Origin of the sequence: Nonomuraea candida (assembly GCF_000725485.1) — a bacterium.
GTDB classification, from domain to species: Bacteria; Actinomycetota; Actinomycetes; order Streptosporangiales; family Streptosporangiaceae; genus Nonomuraea; species Nonomuraea candida.
Genome location: NZ_JOAG01000004.1, coordinates 24,966 through 39,319 on the forward strand (window position 1 = coordinate 24,966; position 14,354 = coordinate 39,319).

The 14,354-nt window shown below is 70.1% G+C and carries 12 protein-coding genes; 2 read left to right on the top strand and 10 right to left on the bottom strand.

Annotated elements, in window-relative coordinates; translation table 11 throughout:
• Window positions 1–25: 25 nt before the first annotated feature.
• Window positions 26–1,351 carry an aminotransferase-like domain-containing protein gene (locus tag IO39_RS01855; RefSeq protein WP_439331464.1) on the bottom strand — a complete coding sequence of 442 codons (1,326 nt, stop codon included), beginning with the start codon at window positions 1,349–1,351 and terminating at the stop codon, window positions 26–28.
• A 176-nt stretch (window positions 1,352–1,527) separates the two neighbouring features.
• On the opposite strand from IO39_RS01855, the gene IO39_RS01860 reads away from it, so the two are divergent.
• Window positions 1,528–2,145 carry a GNAT family N-acetyltransferase gene (locus IO39_RS01860; protein WP_043614922.1) on the top strand — a complete coding sequence of 206 codons (618 nt, stop codon included), beginning with the start codon at window positions 1,528–1,530 and terminating at the stop codon, window positions 2,143–2,145.
• 237 nt (window positions 2,146–2,382) lie between these two features.
• On the opposite strand, the gene trxA is transcribed toward IO39_RS01860, so the two are convergent.
• The 8 genes from trxA to IO39_RS01900 form a co-directional block, all read right to left on the bottom strand.
• Window positions 2,383–2,697, bottom strand: coding sequence for a thioredoxin (gene trxA, locus IO39_RS01865; protein ID WP_043614925.1), 315 nt, complete (start codon window positions 2,695–2,697; stop codon window positions 2,383–2,385).
• Window positions 2,698–2,707: 10 nt separating this feature from the next.
• Window positions 2,708–3,643, bottom strand: coding sequence for a thioredoxin-disulfide reductase (gene trxB / locus IO39_RS01870; protein WP_043614929.1), 936 nt, complete (start codon window positions 3,641–3,643; stop codon window positions 2,708–2,710).
• Between the two features lie 154 nt (window positions 3,644–3,797).
• Window positions 3,798–4,766 (bottom strand): anti-sigma factor family protein, encoded by a 969-nt coding sequence (locus IO39_RS01875; protein WP_043614932.1) that lies wholly within the window; start codon window positions 4,764–4,766, stop codon window positions 3,798–3,800.
• A complete protein-coding gene (sigM, locus tag IO39_RS01880) occupies window positions 4,756–5,391 on the bottom strand; it encodes an RNA polymerase sigma factor SigM (protein ID WP_052422340.1) in 636 nt (211 codons plus the stop codon). Before sigM ends, IO39_RS01875 begins: the two co-directional genes overlap by 11 nt.
• 15 nt (window positions 5,392–5,406) lie before the next feature.
• Complete coding sequence (locus IO39_RS01885) at window positions 5,407–6,930, bottom strand: protein kinase family protein (protein ID WP_043614935.1); 1,524 nt, start codon at window positions 6,928–6,930, stop codon at window positions 5,407–5,409.
• Window positions 6,931–7,096: 166 nt separating this feature from the next.
• Window positions 7,097–8,701, bottom strand: coding sequence for a murein biosynthesis integral membrane protein MurJ (gene murJ / locus IO39_RS01890; RefSeq protein WP_043614939.1), 1,605 nt, complete (start codon window positions 8,699–8,701; stop codon window positions 7,097–7,099).
• The gene (locus tag IO39_RS01895; protein WP_043614943.1) at window positions 8,698–10,836 is read right to left on the bottom strand and encodes a DUF6049 family protein; all 2,139 of its coding nucleotides are present in this window, start codon (window positions 10,834–10,836) and stop codon (window positions 8,698–8,700) included. The genes murJ and IO39_RS01895 overlap by 4 nt, the downstream gene beginning before the upstream one ends.
• A gap of 50 nt (window positions 10,837–10,886) precedes the next feature.
• The gene (locus tag IO39_RS01900) at window positions 10,887–11,411 is read right to left on the bottom strand and encodes an aminoacyl-tRNA deacylase (protein ID WP_043614946.1); all 525 of its coding nucleotides are present in this window, start codon (window positions 11,409–11,411) and stop codon (window positions 10,887–10,889) included.
• 153 nt (window positions 11,412–11,564) lie between these two features.
• Between IO39_RS01900 and IO39_RS01905 the strand changes: the two genes are divergently transcribed.
• On the top strand, window positions 11,565–12,992 hold the full coding sequence (locus IO39_RS01905) for a CCA tRNA nucleotidyltransferase (RefSeq protein WP_052422341.1): 1,428 nt from the start codon (window positions 11,565–11,567) through the stop codon (window positions 12,990–12,992).
• Here the strand turns inward: IO39_RS01905 and IO39_RS01910 are convergent.
• A complete protein-coding gene (locus IO39_RS01910; protein ID WP_043614951.1) occupies window positions 12,972–14,258 on the bottom strand; it encodes an MFS transporter in 1,287 nt (428 codons plus the stop codon). The two genes, IO39_RS01905 and IO39_RS01910, sit on opposite strands and share 21 nt — an antisense overlap.
• Window positions 14,259–14,354 lie beyond the last annotated feature (96 nt).

A 14,354-nucleotide genomic window follows, 5' to 3' on the forward strand; every position in this document is an offset into this window, starting at 1 on the left:
GACGCCGGCCCTTTCGGAAAGGCGGTCAGGCCAGGTCTGGGCCCGGGGTGTCCACGCCCTGGACGTCGCGGGACGAAGCCGTGCCGAACGTGTCTCTGAGCTGCATCTCCTGCTCGATCACCCCGGCCAGCCTGCGCACCCCTTCACGGATGCGGTCGGGCTCGGGATAGCAGTACGACAGCCGCATGTGCCGCGCCCCGCTGCCGTCGGAGAAGAAGCCGGTGCCCGGCACGAACGCCACCCGCTCGGCCACGGCCCGGGGCAGGATCGCCTTGGAGTCGAGGCCGTCGGGCAGGGTCGCCCAAACGAAGAAGCCGCCCCCAGGTCGAGTCCAGGTGACCTCGGGCGGCATCAGGGATTCGAGTGCGTCCAGCAACGCGTCGCGGCGCTCCCGGTAGAGCTCCCTGAACGTTTTGATCTGCTCCCGCCAGGGTTGCGTGGCGAGGTATTGGCCCACGGCGAGCTGAGTGAACGAGGAGTGGGACAACACGGCCGACTCCATGGCCAGCACGAGCTTCTCGCGGATGGCGTGCGGCGCCAGCGCCCACCCGACGCGGAAGCCGGGGGCGAGCGTCTTGGAGAACGAGCCCAGATAGACCACGCCGTCCGGGTTGTCGGCCCGCAGCGCGCGCATGGGCTCGCCGTCGAAGCCGAGCAGCCCGTACGGGTTGTCCTCGATGATGAGGATTCCGGCCCGCTGGCAGATGTCGAGCACCTGCTGCCGGCGGGCGATGTTGAGCGTGACGCCGCCGGGGTTGTGGAAGGTCGGGATCGTGTAGAGGAACTTGATGGGCGCCCCTGCCGTCTCCAGGGCGTAGATGGTCTGGGCCAGCGATTCGGGCACGATGCCCTGATCGTCCATGGCGATATGGACCACTTTGGCCTGGTAAGCGGCGAACGTCCCCAGAGCCCCCACGTACGAGGGGCCCTCGGCGAGGACCACGTCGCCCGGGTCGATGAAGATCCGGGTGATCAGGTCGAGGGCCTGCTGCGACCCCACGGTGACGACCACGTCGTTCGCCCCGGCGGAGATCCCCTCCAGCCGCATGACCTCGCAGATCTGCTCACGCAGGTGCGGGTCGCCCTGGCCGGAACCGTACTGCAGCGCGACGGGGCCGCGCCGCGTGACGAGGTCGGAGACCAGCTCGCCGACCATGTCGAGGGGAAGGGCCGTGACGTACGGCATGCCGCCCGCGAGCGAGACCACCTCGGGCCTCGACGCGACGGCGAAGAGAGCTCGGATCTCGGAGGCGACCATCCCGGTAGCTCGCGCGGCGTACCGATCGACGTAGGCGTCGATGCGCGACCCTTGGGTCGCGGGTGTCTGACCGTGATCCAGCTCTTCCGTCACGGCCCACCTCCTAGGTGTCATATGGGGCTGAAATACCAGATTACGCCAGACGGACATGTCGCCCGTGACCGGGCTCGACCGTCGTGGTGTCCGCTGACGACATCTTCACTGGGCTACGATGCCACCTGTAGACGCGGTTTTCGCGCGCTTTTCCGGGTCAAGGATAGGGGCCGTAGTTGTCGCGCCGGCTGGTCAACATAACCCTGGACAATCTCGAAGATCTACCGCGCCGCTGCCGCCGGTGCGTGTTCTGGGAGCTCGACCCCGTCAGCGGGGAGCGTGCGGTCGAGTCGGGCGACCCGGGGCTGGAGAAGGAAGCCTGGATTTCCGGCACGCTGCTCGAATGGGGGAGCTGCGGGAAGATCGCCTACGTCGACGGGGTGCCGGCCGGGTTCGTGCTCTACAGCCCGCCGCTCTACAGCCCGCGTTCGGTGGCCTTCCCGACCTCGCCGGTGAGCGCCGACGCGGTGCTGCTGATGACGGCGCACATCATTCCCGAGTTCTCCGGCGGCGGGCTGGGGCGGATGCTGATCCAGGGGGTGGCGAAAGACCTGACGCGGCGCGGGGTGAAAGCCATCGAAGCTTTCGGGGATCTCAAGTGGGAAGAGGCTAGCTGTGTAGTTCCGGCGGAATACTTGCTTTCTGTGGGGTTTAAGACTGTTCGTCCACATTTGAGATTCCCGCGGTTGCGGCTGGAGCTGAAGAGCGCGGTGTCGTGGCGTGAGGACGTCGAGGTGGCCCTGGAACGGCTTCTCGGCTCCATGAGCCCGGAACGGGCACTACGTCCCGTCTGACGCCCCCTCAGCCCTCCACGCCTTACCTCACGCCCGCCGCACTCCCTCACGTCCCTCCGAGGACACCCGCCTCGCGCTCAGAACATCCGCCTCGCGCTCAGAACATCCGCCTCGGGCTCCAGGACGCTCGCCTCAGCCCTCACCCCCCGCCGGGCGATCCCGTAGCCCCGTAGGCAGGCGAAAGCCCCCGCGACCGAGAAGATCGCGGGGGCCTCGACACCAGCGGAGCGACGCAGGCTAGATGATGCCCTCAAGCTCACGCAGCAGCATCGCCTTCGGCTTGGCGCCGATGATCTGCTTGACGACCTCGCCGTTCTTGTAGACGTTCATCGTCGGGATCTGCAGCACACCGTACTGGCGCGGCACCTCGGGGTTCTCGTCGATGTTCAGCTTGACGATCTCCAGCTTGTCGCCGTGCTCGTTGGCGATCTCCTGGAGGATGGGCGCGACCTGCCGGCACGGGCCGCACCATTCGGCCCAGAAATCGACCAGCACGGGCTTGTCGCTCTTGAGGACCTCGGATGCGAAATTGGCGTCGGTGACAGCCTTCACGGTGCGCTCCTTACTTCTCGTTGTTGGCCAGCCAGCGCTCGGAGTCGAGCGAGGCCGCACAGCCGGTGCCCGCCGCGGTGATGGCCTGGCGGTAGGTGTGGTCGACGACGTCACCGGCGGCGAACACGCCCTCGATGTTGGTCGCCGTTGAGGGCGAGGCCACCTTGATGTAGCCCTCCTCGTCGAGGTCGATCTGGCCCTTGACCAGCTCGGTGCGGGGGTCGTGGCCGATGGCCAGGAACAGCGCGTCGGTCGCCAGCTCGCACTCCTCGCCGGTCTTGACGTTGCGCAGCTTGACGGCCTCGACCTTGGTGTCGCCGAGCACGTCGACGACCTCGGAGTCCCAGACGAAGCGGATCTTTTCGTTGGCGAACGCGCGATCCTGCATGATCTTGCTGGCCCGCAGCTCGTCGCGGCGGTGCACCACCGTCACCATGCGCCCGAACCTGGTCAGGAACGTGGCCTCCTCCATCGCGGTGTCGCCGCCGCCGACGACCACGATGTCCTTGTTGCGGAAGAAGAACCCGTCACAGGTCGCACACCAGGACACGCCCCGCCCGGACAGCCGCTTCTCGTTCTCCAGGCCCAGCTCGCGGTAGCCGGAGCCCATGGCCAGGATGACTGACTTGGCGTAGTAGGTGTCGGTGTGGGTCTTGATGACCTTGGGGTTGGCGTTGAGGTCCACTTCCAGGACGTCGTCCGCCACCAGCTCGGCGCCGAACCGCTCGGCCTGCTTACGAAGGTTGTCCATCAGGTCGGGGCCCATGATGCCGTCGGGGAACCCGGGGAAGTTCTCCACGTCGGTCGTGTTCATGAGCGCGCCGCCCGCGGTCACGGAACCCTCGAAGACGAGCGGCTTGAGCTCGGCACGCGCGGAGTAGACGGCCGCCGTGTAACCGGCGGGGCCGGAACCAATGATGATCACGTTACGGACGTCGTCGCTCAACGCTCTACGCCTTCCTCGTCTGCTGTTACCACCGGCGACAACAGATCCTAGGCCGCGCTGATTCCCCGCCCTACCCCACAACACGGGCCCGACGCGGGGAGAACCGAAAGAGCCCGCCGAAGCGGGCTCTGACGTGGGTTCTTCCGCGCCCCGGCTACCAGCGGCCGAGTGCGGGCTTGCGCAGATTCTTGCAGTTGAACGGATCGACGACGTCGATGCGCACCTTCTTGGCGGCCCGCTGCTTCCAGGAGGCCACGATGAGCGCCTCCTGCCCGTTGTACTGCCCCTGGTCCACCGCGAACACAGTGAGCTTGGAGCGGTTGGAGACCGCGCTGACACACTTGGCGACCTGACCGGCGCTCTCGGAGTCGCCGTGCAGGGCGGGCGCCGGGGCCAGCAGCCCGGCCAGCGGCATCCGCAGCGCGGAGTCGCTGTAGTTGTAGCTGCTGTCGGTCAGCTTGTACGCCCTGGCTCGCTGCGAGGACCGGTCCGGCGACGGCGTCTCCTGGGCGGAGGGCTGCACCGGCAGGGCGACCGGTGGCGGTGCGCTGCCGGCGCCGCCGTCACCCCCGTCGGCCAGCAGGTTGGTGGAGGCCACGGCCGTGCCGACCACGACGGCGGCCGCCGCGGCCGCGACCGCGGGCATCGCCCAGCGCCGCCGCCGCATGGTGCGGCTCCTGGCCGGGACGATCGTGCCGTCGTCGGAGACCACGCCGAGGCGTACCGGCTCCGAAACCTCCGGGACCTCGGAGAGCTCGGGGGCGTCCGCGGAGGCCACCGCGCCGAGGCGCGCGGGCTCCCGGACCCCGGCCGGACGCTCCCAGGGGGCGTCCCGCATGAGCTCATCCCAGTCCGGTGGTTCCGCGAGGCCGACACCTCCGCCCCGGCGGGACTCCGCCTCGGCGGCCAGAGCCTTGTCGATGCGCAGTGCGACACCCATCGGCATGGCCGGTGTGGGGGTCGCGGCCAGCACCTCGCGAACCGCCGCCAGGTCGGCCAGCAGCTCCCCGCAGGGGTCGCAGACCGCGAGATGCTCGCGGACCTGGCGGGCCGTGGTGGCGTCCAGGAGACCCTCTGCCAACTCGGCGAGAGTCTCCAGATCGTAGTGCGTATCACCCGTCACGAAGTTCTGCTCCCTTCGCGGATGAGACGCGATTGAGGTCTGTTCGGTTCCGCAGATGCGAAAGAATTGGGGCAAGTTTCGCGCGTCCTCGAGCACATCGGCTCTTCACGGTGCCACTGGGCACCTGCAGCACTTGAGCTGCGTCTTCGACTGAATAGCCCATCATGTCCACCAGCACCAGCGCCGCCCGCTGGTCGGCGGGCAGCAGCTTGAGAGCGGCCGAGACCTCCATCGAGACCTCGCGCTCGACGGTCTGGTCGGGCAGCGGGGTCTCGCGCTCGGCGGCCTCGATCAGCTCGTCGTCGGCGACGGGCCTGACGGATTTGCGGCGCATCCTGTCGAGGCAGGCGTTGACCACGATGCGATGCAGCCAGGTCGTGACGGCCGCCTCGCCACGGAACGTGGCGGCCTTGCGATATGCGGAGACGAAGGCGTCCTGCACGGCGTCGGCGGCCTCGTCGGGGTCACCGAGCGTCCGCAGGGCGACCGCCCACATGCGGTCGCGGTGTCTTTTGACGATTTCGCTGAAGGCGTGTGGATCCCCGTTGATATGCGCGGTCAGCAGCTCGGCGTCTGTGACCGCCGGCCGCTCCGCTGCTGAGGGTGTCTCGGGTGGGGAGTTCACAAGAAAGGTTCCTGATTATGCCGATCCGGGAGAGTGCACCACTACCTCATAGATGGTGCCATGAAAAGTGCCTGCATCCGTCGGAACACGCGTAAACCAGATCAAAACGTACCGGCCGCTGGCCGGCTCTTCCGGCTTGAGCGTGGTTTTACCTGCGGCGTTCTTCTCGCTCGCCACCGTCTTCAGCGAATCAAGTTCGGGGGAGTCGCCCACCTTCAGCTCGACGCTCGCGCCGGACGCCTGCGACAGCGTCGCCACCACGTCGCTGACCTGGATCGACTTGCCCATGTCGAGCAGCAGGCCCACGCCGTCCTTGAGACGGCCCAGGTCGGCGCTGGTGTAGGTCTCGGTCTTCCACAACGTGCCGGGCTTGCCGTCGATGGCCAGCTTGGCCAGGTCGGACTTCTCGTCGCCGTCGCCGAGCGGGTCGAAGCCCCGCGCCTTGTCCGGCTTGACCGTCTGGGCCGCGGCCGAGCTGGGCGGGGAGGCGGTGGGGGAGGCTCCGGCCGTCGGCGGCGCGGTCGGGCTGCCCAGGCTGCGGCCGATCGTCCAGGCGCCGACGCCGACGGCGGCGATGACGAGCAGCACCACCAGCGTCATCAGCACCCGGTTGAGCGTGCCGCCACCGCCTGCGCCCGAGACGCGGCGCGGCGGGGGCGGCGGCAGCGGGGGAAGCGTGGTCTGCGGCCGGCGGTGGGCCAGCTCCAGCCCCTCGGTGTGGGAGGCCGAGGCCACCGCGGGGGTCGAGGGGTAGGAGATCGGGATCGGCATGGGCCTGGCCACGTCGGCCAGCGCCGCGGCCACCTCGGCCGGGCTGGCCAGCGCGCTCTGCCCCCGGCGCGACTCGGGCAGGCAGGCCCGCACGGCGACCGCGTCGAGGTAGCCGGGCACGCCGGCGGTGACCTGCCGGGGCGTGCAGAAGTGACCGTCGCTCATGGGGGCCGCCGGCAGGCCGCCCTCCTCCTCGTCGCCCGGCCAGTGGCCGGTCAGCCCGGCGTACAGCAGCCGGCCCAGCCCCTCGGCGTCGTCGAGCGCCGGCTGGTCGGTGGTCAGCCCCCACATCGCCGCGTCCACGGCCACGCCGAGCACCTTGACCGTGTTGCCGGAGGTCCACATCAGGTGGGAGGGACGCAGGCACAGGTGGTAGAGGCGCGCCTCGTGGGCGTGCGCCAGCGCCTCGGCGGCCTCGGCGACCAGCCCGGCCGCGCGCTCGGGCTCCAGCGGCCCGCCCGCCAGCAGGTCGGTCAGCGTCTCGCCGGTGACCCACTCGCTGACGACGTAGGCGTGCTTGTCGTCCTCGGCGGCGTCGAAGACCTGCGTCAGACGGGGGTCGGTCAGCCGGCTGGCCGCGCGGGCGGCCGTGACGACCTCGTGGACCCGGGGGAAATCGGGTGCGAACGTGTGCACCGCCACAGGGCGGGCAAGAATCTCGTCAATGGCCTTCCACAGCGTGGCGCCATCTGACTCGCTGACGCGGTCCTCCAGGCGGAAGCGCTCGGCGAGACGGGTGCCGGGTTCGACGGCCGACGTGCTGCTCACTGGCTCACTCCGTTTGGCCGATCGGGCGTGCTCATAACTCGACTCACCTGCGTGGTGGTGTCCCACGAAGGCACGTTATGCCGGGTGGATCCGCCCACGCCCCTCCTGCTTCCATTCGCGCGTGTCGGGCTCCATGGTAGTGCCGAGGAGATTCCGCCCGCGTTCTTTACCGACCTACCCGCCTCGCGACCATCCCAACGAGTGAGTTGACCTCCGGGATGCGCATTCTGTGGGCCACCGCGAGATAGAGCAACATGCCCAGCCCCCCGCCGATGGCCAGCACGATCACCGAGTTGAGGAAGTCGAGCGCGCCGAACACCCCGGTGACCACCCAGACCGTGGCCAGCGCCAGCACCGCCGTGGGCATCGCCGCCAGGTACATCCTGGTCAGCGTCATGCCGACGGCCCAGCCGCCCAGGCCGCGCACCCGGCGGCTGGCCAGCACCCAGGCCAGGACCGCGCCGAGCCCGTACGCGATCGCGTAGGCCAGCGCCAGCCCCATCACCGCGTAGCGCGCCGGCAGCATCAGGTAGAGCAGCACCATGAGCAGCGCGTTGACCGCCGTCGTGCCCGCCCCGATGAAGACCGGCGTGCGCGTGTCGCCGAAGCTGTAGAAGACCCGCAGCAGGAGCTGGAAGATCGCGAACGGCACCAGCGCCAGCCCGTAGACCTGCAGCACGTTGCCGATGTAGACGGCGTCGGCCACGCTGTTGGCGCCGTGGCCGTAGAGGGGCACGGTGATCGCCGGCCCGAGCACCATGAGCAGCAGCGACACCGGCACCATCATCGAGCAGATCAGCCGCACGCTCGACCCGAACTCGGCGCGCACGTCCTCGAACCGCCCCTCGGAGACGGCCCGGCTCATGCGCGGCAGCATCGCGGTGATCACCGAGACGCCGATGACGCCGTACGGAAGCTGGAAAAGCTGGAACGCCAGGGTGTACGGGCTGATCCCGTGCCCCTCCACCACGTCGCCCGCCGAGCTGGACAGGTTGGTCGTCAGCATGAAGCCGAGCTGGGTGACCACCACGTAGCCGATCGTCCAGACGCCGGCCTTGGCCATCTCGCCCAGCCGCGCGTTGCGCAGGTCGAAGCGGGGCACGAACGAGAACCCGGCCCGCCGCAGCGCCACGATCAGCACCGCAGCCTGCGCCACGATGCCGGCCGTGGTGCCCAGGCCGAGCAGCGCCAGGTCGGCCGTGGTGACGCTCTCGATGTCGTCGCCCGTGCCGACCACGACGTAGAGCAGGAACACGCAGATGACGACCAGGTTGTTGACGACCGGGGCCCACATGGGGGCGCCGTAGCGGTCGCGGGTGTTGAGGATGGCCCCGGCCACCGCGCCCACGCCGAAGAAGGCGAGCTGCGGCAGGATGAAGCGGGCCAGCATGACCGCGACCTCGTATTTCGCGCTGCCGGGAGCCCAGTCGGTGTAGAGGTCGATCAGCAGCGGCGCGGCCAGCACGCTGAGCGCCGCGACCGCGACCAGCGCGACCGTCGAGAGCGTCAGCAGCCGCTGCTCGTAGGCCCGGCCGCCGTCGGGGTCCTGCTGCTGGGCCCGGACGATCATCGGGACCACGACGCTGCTCAGCACGCCCAGGAGCAGCAGGTCGAGGATGCTGTACGGGATCGCGTAGGCGGCGTTGTAGGCGTCGCCCAGCGCGGCCGTGCCGATGGCGTAGGCGAGCACCATCGTCCGCACGAACCCCGTGACCCGGGACACCATGGTGCCCGCCGCCATGATGGCGCTGGCCCGCAGCATGCGGCTCATACGGTCTCACTCTCCCGGTTCTTGGCGGCTCGCGCGAGCCTGCGCTCCGACCGGCGCCGCAGCAGCCGGGTGACCACGGCGGCGAGCATCACGGTCAGCGCCGCGCCCACGATCACCAGCGCGATGCCGGTGTAGCCGGTCGTGCGGATCGTCAGCCGCTGCGGCTCGCCGTACGGCTGCCCGTCGGCGGTCTTGAGCTGCACGGTCACCGTCACGTCTCCGCTGGTGTCGGGGGCGGCGGTCATCTGCACCTGGACCGTGCCGCTCTGCCCGCCGCCGATCAACAGCGGCTCGTCCTGCTCGAACGTGACGTCGAGCAGCTCGGGGTTGTCCGAGGTGACGTCGATGAAGACCTCGATGCGGGTGCTCAGCTCGTTCTTCACGCTGATGGGGACCACGCCGTTGCTGCCCGCCAGCGCGCGCGGCGCCCCGGTGATCTGGATCTGGTTGGTGCGGGCATCGACGGCCTCGCCGACGAGCTTGGTCGCCGAGCGGCCCGCCCGGGTGTTGTTGCGCCAGGCCGAGGAGGCCAGCCGCAGCACCGCCGCGTCGAAGCCCGAGCTCGCCTTCTCCTCCGTGATCAGCGAGGTGAGCTGCGCCTTGGACCAGGCTTCCTTGACCGGCGCGAGGTATTTCCCGCTCAGCTCGTCCTTGCGCTGCTGCTCGGTGTAGACGAGCCCGGCGCGCGGGACGGACGTCTTGCCCGGCTTGAGCGACTCCAGCGTGGTGAGCTGCAGCCACGGCAGCCGCCCGGCGGCCTTGATCAGGGACGTCACGAGCGTCGGGCTGGGGGACCAGCGCCGCGAGGGGGCGACGACCAGCGATCTCGGCGCCGTCTGGCCGGGCTCGGCGGCGATCATCGCGGTCTCGGCGATGAAGCGCTGGGTGCTCTGCAGCGCGGACGTGCCGGAGGCCGGCTCGAACAGGCGGCTCAGCTCGGCGTCGGCGACCAGCGCGGTGACGGGGCCGTTGACGGTGTCGAGGGTCGCGGCGGCGTCGGGCGTGGTGGCGAGGGGCTGGCGCGGGGGCAGGTTGGTGGAGTTGAGCAGCACGGTGTCGACGCCGCTGACCGCGAGCAGGTCGAGCGCGTCGTCGTCGAGCACGCCCGCCGCCGGCCAGTTGAGCGTGGTCTTGGCGTCGCGGCCGAGAAGGGTTCTGGCCGTCTGCCCGCCCAGCTCGATCGCCCGCCTGGTCTGCGTGTCGAGCCCCTGGTGCGCCAGCGCGGCCACGTCGGGGTCGGCGTAGGGGGCCGCGACCACCGGGGAGGCGGCCAGCGTGGTGCGCATGGTCGTCAGCCACTGCGTGGCGGCGGCGCTGGCCGGCCTGCCCTCCGCGCCGTCCTTGGTCTTGACCCGGTAGCCCTTGGTCATCGTGTTGACGTCGTCGAGCAGCGCCGGGTCGACGACCCAGGTGACGGTGCTCGGCGCGGACTGCGCGATCTTGGCCAGGTCGGCCAGGCGGCCCCGGCCGGTCAGCGACTGGCTCAGCTTGTCGTCGATGAACAGCGCCTCGTCGGTGCCCCTGCGCGGCTGGTCGATGACGGGCAGCGCGATGGCCAGCCGGTTGCGCGGCAGCTTGGGCACGGTGGGCGGCGCGTAGGTCAGGAAGGTGCGGTCGGCCGTGACCGGCACGTCGTACTGCGCGATGTCGACGGCCACCGGATAGACGCCGAAGTCGCGCAGGCCGAGCTGTGCGGGCGTGGCGGTGAACTCCCAGCGCGCCGTGCCGCCGGCGGCCAGCGGCTGGAGGTCCATGAAGGAGTTGCGCGTGGAGACGTTCTCCGGGAGCGTCTGCAGGTTCTGGTCGGCCTGGTAGGCCGACATGGAGGCGCGGTCGGTGAGCTTCTGCGACGTGTAGCGCAGGCGCACCTTGAGCCCGGCCATGTCGGCGCCGGTGCCGTTGCGCACGGTGCCGGTGAACTTGATCACATCGGTCAGGCTCCTGGGCACTTCCGGCGTGATGGAGGTGATCGACACGGACAGGGTCTGCCGCGCCGCCAGGGCCGCCCGCGCCGGTGACGCCGCCACGACGGCGGCCGCGCCCGTCTTCGTGGCAGCCGCGCCCGGCGTCACCGCCATCAGGGGGGCGAGCAACGCGGCGGACAGCGCGGCGAGCAGCGTGGCCTTACGGATCACGCGGATGCCCGGGCTTGACTACGACGACGCACGCCCGCAATGGTACGGGCTCAGTGCCGTCGCGCGACCGCCCCACGTGATCCTCTGGGGCGTGTGCCGCGGAGGTCGACCATCTTTCCAGGCAGGAGGGCCAGCAGGTCGAGAGAGCGGATCGACAGGGCTGTGTGGCGTTCGCCGAGGGCGGTGAAGACCGGCTCGGTGTCGGCCGACAGCCGGTCGTCGATGAACATCGGCAGCGACTCGGGCAGCAGCAGCGGGCACACCAGCCCGTCGGCGTAGTCCGTGACCGAGTTGACCAGGTGAGCCGGTGCGGGACGGACGTGACGCGCACCGAGCAATCCGCCGACGGCTCCCGGCCTGGGCGGGGACGAGACGGGGGCGGTGACCCCCACGACGACCTCGCGCCCGGTCCAGGTCGTGACTTCGAGCACCGAGACCATCAGGCACCGCTCCGGCGCCGCGGAGACCGTCTCCGGCAGCTCTTCCGCGCATGTCATGGGACGCGGAAGGCGTACGATCTCATGATGGACCTGGTGTGCGAGGAGCCAGCGGTGGATCGCGAGGGCGTCCTTCATATAGTCCTCCTTGCCTCATTCCATGGCCCCCGACGGTCCCTTGACCGACGGTAACCCGGACCTGGTGTGGCTCGGGGGATATGTTCCGGAAGCACACAAGAAGGCCGACTCAGTTTGTCCGATTCAACTCTGACCGAAAGCCAGCAGCGGGCCATGAACGACCTGTTCCGAAAGATCGCTCCCGTGGCCGACGAGCTCGGCCGCCTGTTCGCCGCGCAGGGCCATGAGCTGGCTCTCGTCGGCGGGCCCGTACGCGACCTGTTGCTCGGCCGCATCGGCAACGACCTCGACCTGACCACCGACGCCCGCCCCGAGAGGGTGCTGGAGATCGCCAGGGACTGGGCCGACTCCGTGTGGACGATCGGCATCGACTTCGGCACGGTCGGCCTGCGCAAGGGCAGCTGGCTGATCGAGATCACCACCTACCGCAGCGAGTCCTACGACCCCAAGTCCCGCAAGCCCGAGGTGATGTACGGCGAGACGCTCGACGCCGACCTGGAGCGGCGCGACTTCGCGGTCAACGCGATGGCGGTGCGCCTGCCCGGCCACGAGTTCGTCGACCCCTACGGCGGCCTGGCCGACCTGAAGGCGCGCCTGCTGCGCACTCCCGGCACCCCCGAGCAGTCCTTCGGCGACGACCCGCTGCGCATGTTGCGGGCCGCCAGGTTCGCCTCCCAGCTCGGCTTCGCCGTCGACTCGCGGGCGGTGACGGCGATGACCGAGATGGCCGAGCGCATCGAGATCGTCTCGGCCGAGCGCATCCGCGACGAGCTCGACAAGCTGATCTGCGGCGCCAACCCGCGCGAGGGCCTGCGGCTGCTGGTGGAGACGGGGCTGGCCGCGCACGTGCTGCCCGAGCTGCCCAAGCTGCGCCTGGAGATCGACGAGCACCACCGCCACAAGGACGTCTACGATCACACGCTGACCGTGCTCGACCAGGCCATCGCGCAGGAGGAGGACGGCAAGCCCGACCGCATCCTGCGCTGGGCGGCGATCATGCACGACATCGGCAAGCCCAAGACGCGCCGCCACGAGGCGGGCGGGCGGGTGTCGTTCCACCACCACGAGGTGGTCGGCGCCCAGATGACCAAGAAGCGCATGACCGAGCTGAAGTTCCCCAAGGACGTGGTGTCCGACGTGGCCCGGCTGGTCGAGCTGCACCTGCGCTTCCACGGCTACGGCACGGGGGAGTGGACCGACAGCGCGGTGCGCCGCTACGTGCGCGACGCCGGCCCCCTGCTGACCCGGCTGCACAAGCTGACCAGGGCCGACTGCACCACCCGCAACAAGCGCAAGGCCGCGGCGCTGTCGCGCACCTACGACCACCTGGAGGAGCGCATCGCCAGGCTGGCCGAGGAGGAAGAGCTGGCCAAGATCCGGCCCGAGCTCGACGGCAACGAGATCCAGCAGGTGCTCGGCGTCGGCCCGGGGCCGGTGGTGGGGCGGGCCTACAAGTTCCTGCTCGACCTCAGGCTCGACAAGGGCGTGATCGGCAAGGACGCCGCCACCGAGGCGCTGCTGGAGTGGGCCCGCTCGGCCGGGGTGGCGAAGGGGGCCGGGTCAGACGACCTTGGCGCGTGACGCGGTGGTGATCATCCGGTAGGCGAGCGCGGCCAGCGGGTAGCCGAGCGAGATGATCGCCACGGCGAGATACGACTTGCCGTTCGCCGGGAGGATCGCCGCCGACAGGCCCGCGGCGAGCACGTACATGCCGTTGAAGAGCATGTCGTAGATCGAGAACGCGCGGCCCCGGTAGATGTCCTCCACGTCGCGCTGGACGGTCGTGTCGGCGCAGATCTTGACGCTCTGCCCGGCCAGCCCCAGCACGAACCCGGCGACCGGCAGGCCCCACTCCTGGAAGGGCAGCACCAGCGCCGCCGTCAGCACCCCGGCCGCGACCAGCGCGATCTGCACCCACCGCTCGATCCCGAACCACTCGGTCGTGTACGGGGTGACGACCACCGCGAGCGCGGTGCCGATGCCGGCGGCGACCACCACCAGGCCGATCCCGCGCAGCGCGGCGTCGGCGTCGCCGTCGGTGAAGTAGTAGCGGTAGAGGATGATGCCCAGGGCGGTGCACATGCCGAACAGGAAGCGGTGCGTGGCCATCGCGCCCATGGTCGCGGCGGCCACCCGGTGGCGCACCAGGTGCCGGGCGCCGTCGGCCAGCCCGGTGACCACGTTGCGCAGGGCCTGGCGGGCCTGCGGCCGCTCGGGGTCGGGCCACGGGCCGAGCAACTGGCGGTCCATCGTCCGCGCCACCAGCGCGCTGAGCGTGAACACCACGCCGGACGTGGCCAGCAGCAGCGCCACGCCCCAGTCGCCGCCGCCGAAGATCTCCCGCAGCAGGAAGCCCAGGCCCGCGCCGATGAACGTGGCCACCGTCCCCGAGGTGGGCACGACCGCGTTGGCCGAGATGAGCCGGTCGGCGGGCACCACGTGCGGCAGCGAGGCGCCGAGCGCGGCCAGGAAGAACCGGTTGACCCCGAGCACGGCCAGCGCCGCCGCGTAGAACCAGGCGTCCGGCACGTCGGCCGCGACCAGCCCGGCGGCCAGCAGCAGCAGCAGGCCGCGCACGAAGGGCGCCACCACCAGGATCTGCCGCCGCGACCAGCGGTCGATGAAGACGCCGACGAAGGGCCCGAGCACGCTGTAGGGCAGGAACAGCACGGCCATCCCCGCGGCGACGGCGAGCGCGGTGGTTTGGCTCTCGGGGCTGAAGAAGGCGAATCCGGTCACGCCGAACTGGAAGATCCCGTCGGAGAACTGGGAGACCAGCCGGGTGCCGAACAACCTCCTGAAGTCCCTGCCCCGCAGGACGACGCGGAGATCGGCGACGAAAGACACGCCGCCAGCCTAGCCCCCGTGTTCGTCCCCTAGGATGCCGGTGAAGGTTGGCGCGGCAGGTGGACGACGGGTTCCGTCCGGTGCTCATGATCTCGT

Coding starts and splice junctions, on each gene's coding strand:
- murJ (WP_043614939.1), bottom strand. CDS start 8,701: ATGAGCCGCATGCTGCGGGCCAGCGCCATCATGGCGGCGGGCACCATG.
- IO39_RS01900 (WP_043614946.1), bottom strand. CDS start 11,411: ATGAAGGACGCCCTCGCGATCCACCGCTGGCTCCTCGCACACCAGGTC.
- IO39_RS01905 (WP_052422341.1), top strand. CDS start 11,565: ATGAACGACCTGTTCCGAAAGATCGCTCCCGTGGCCGACGAGCTCGGC.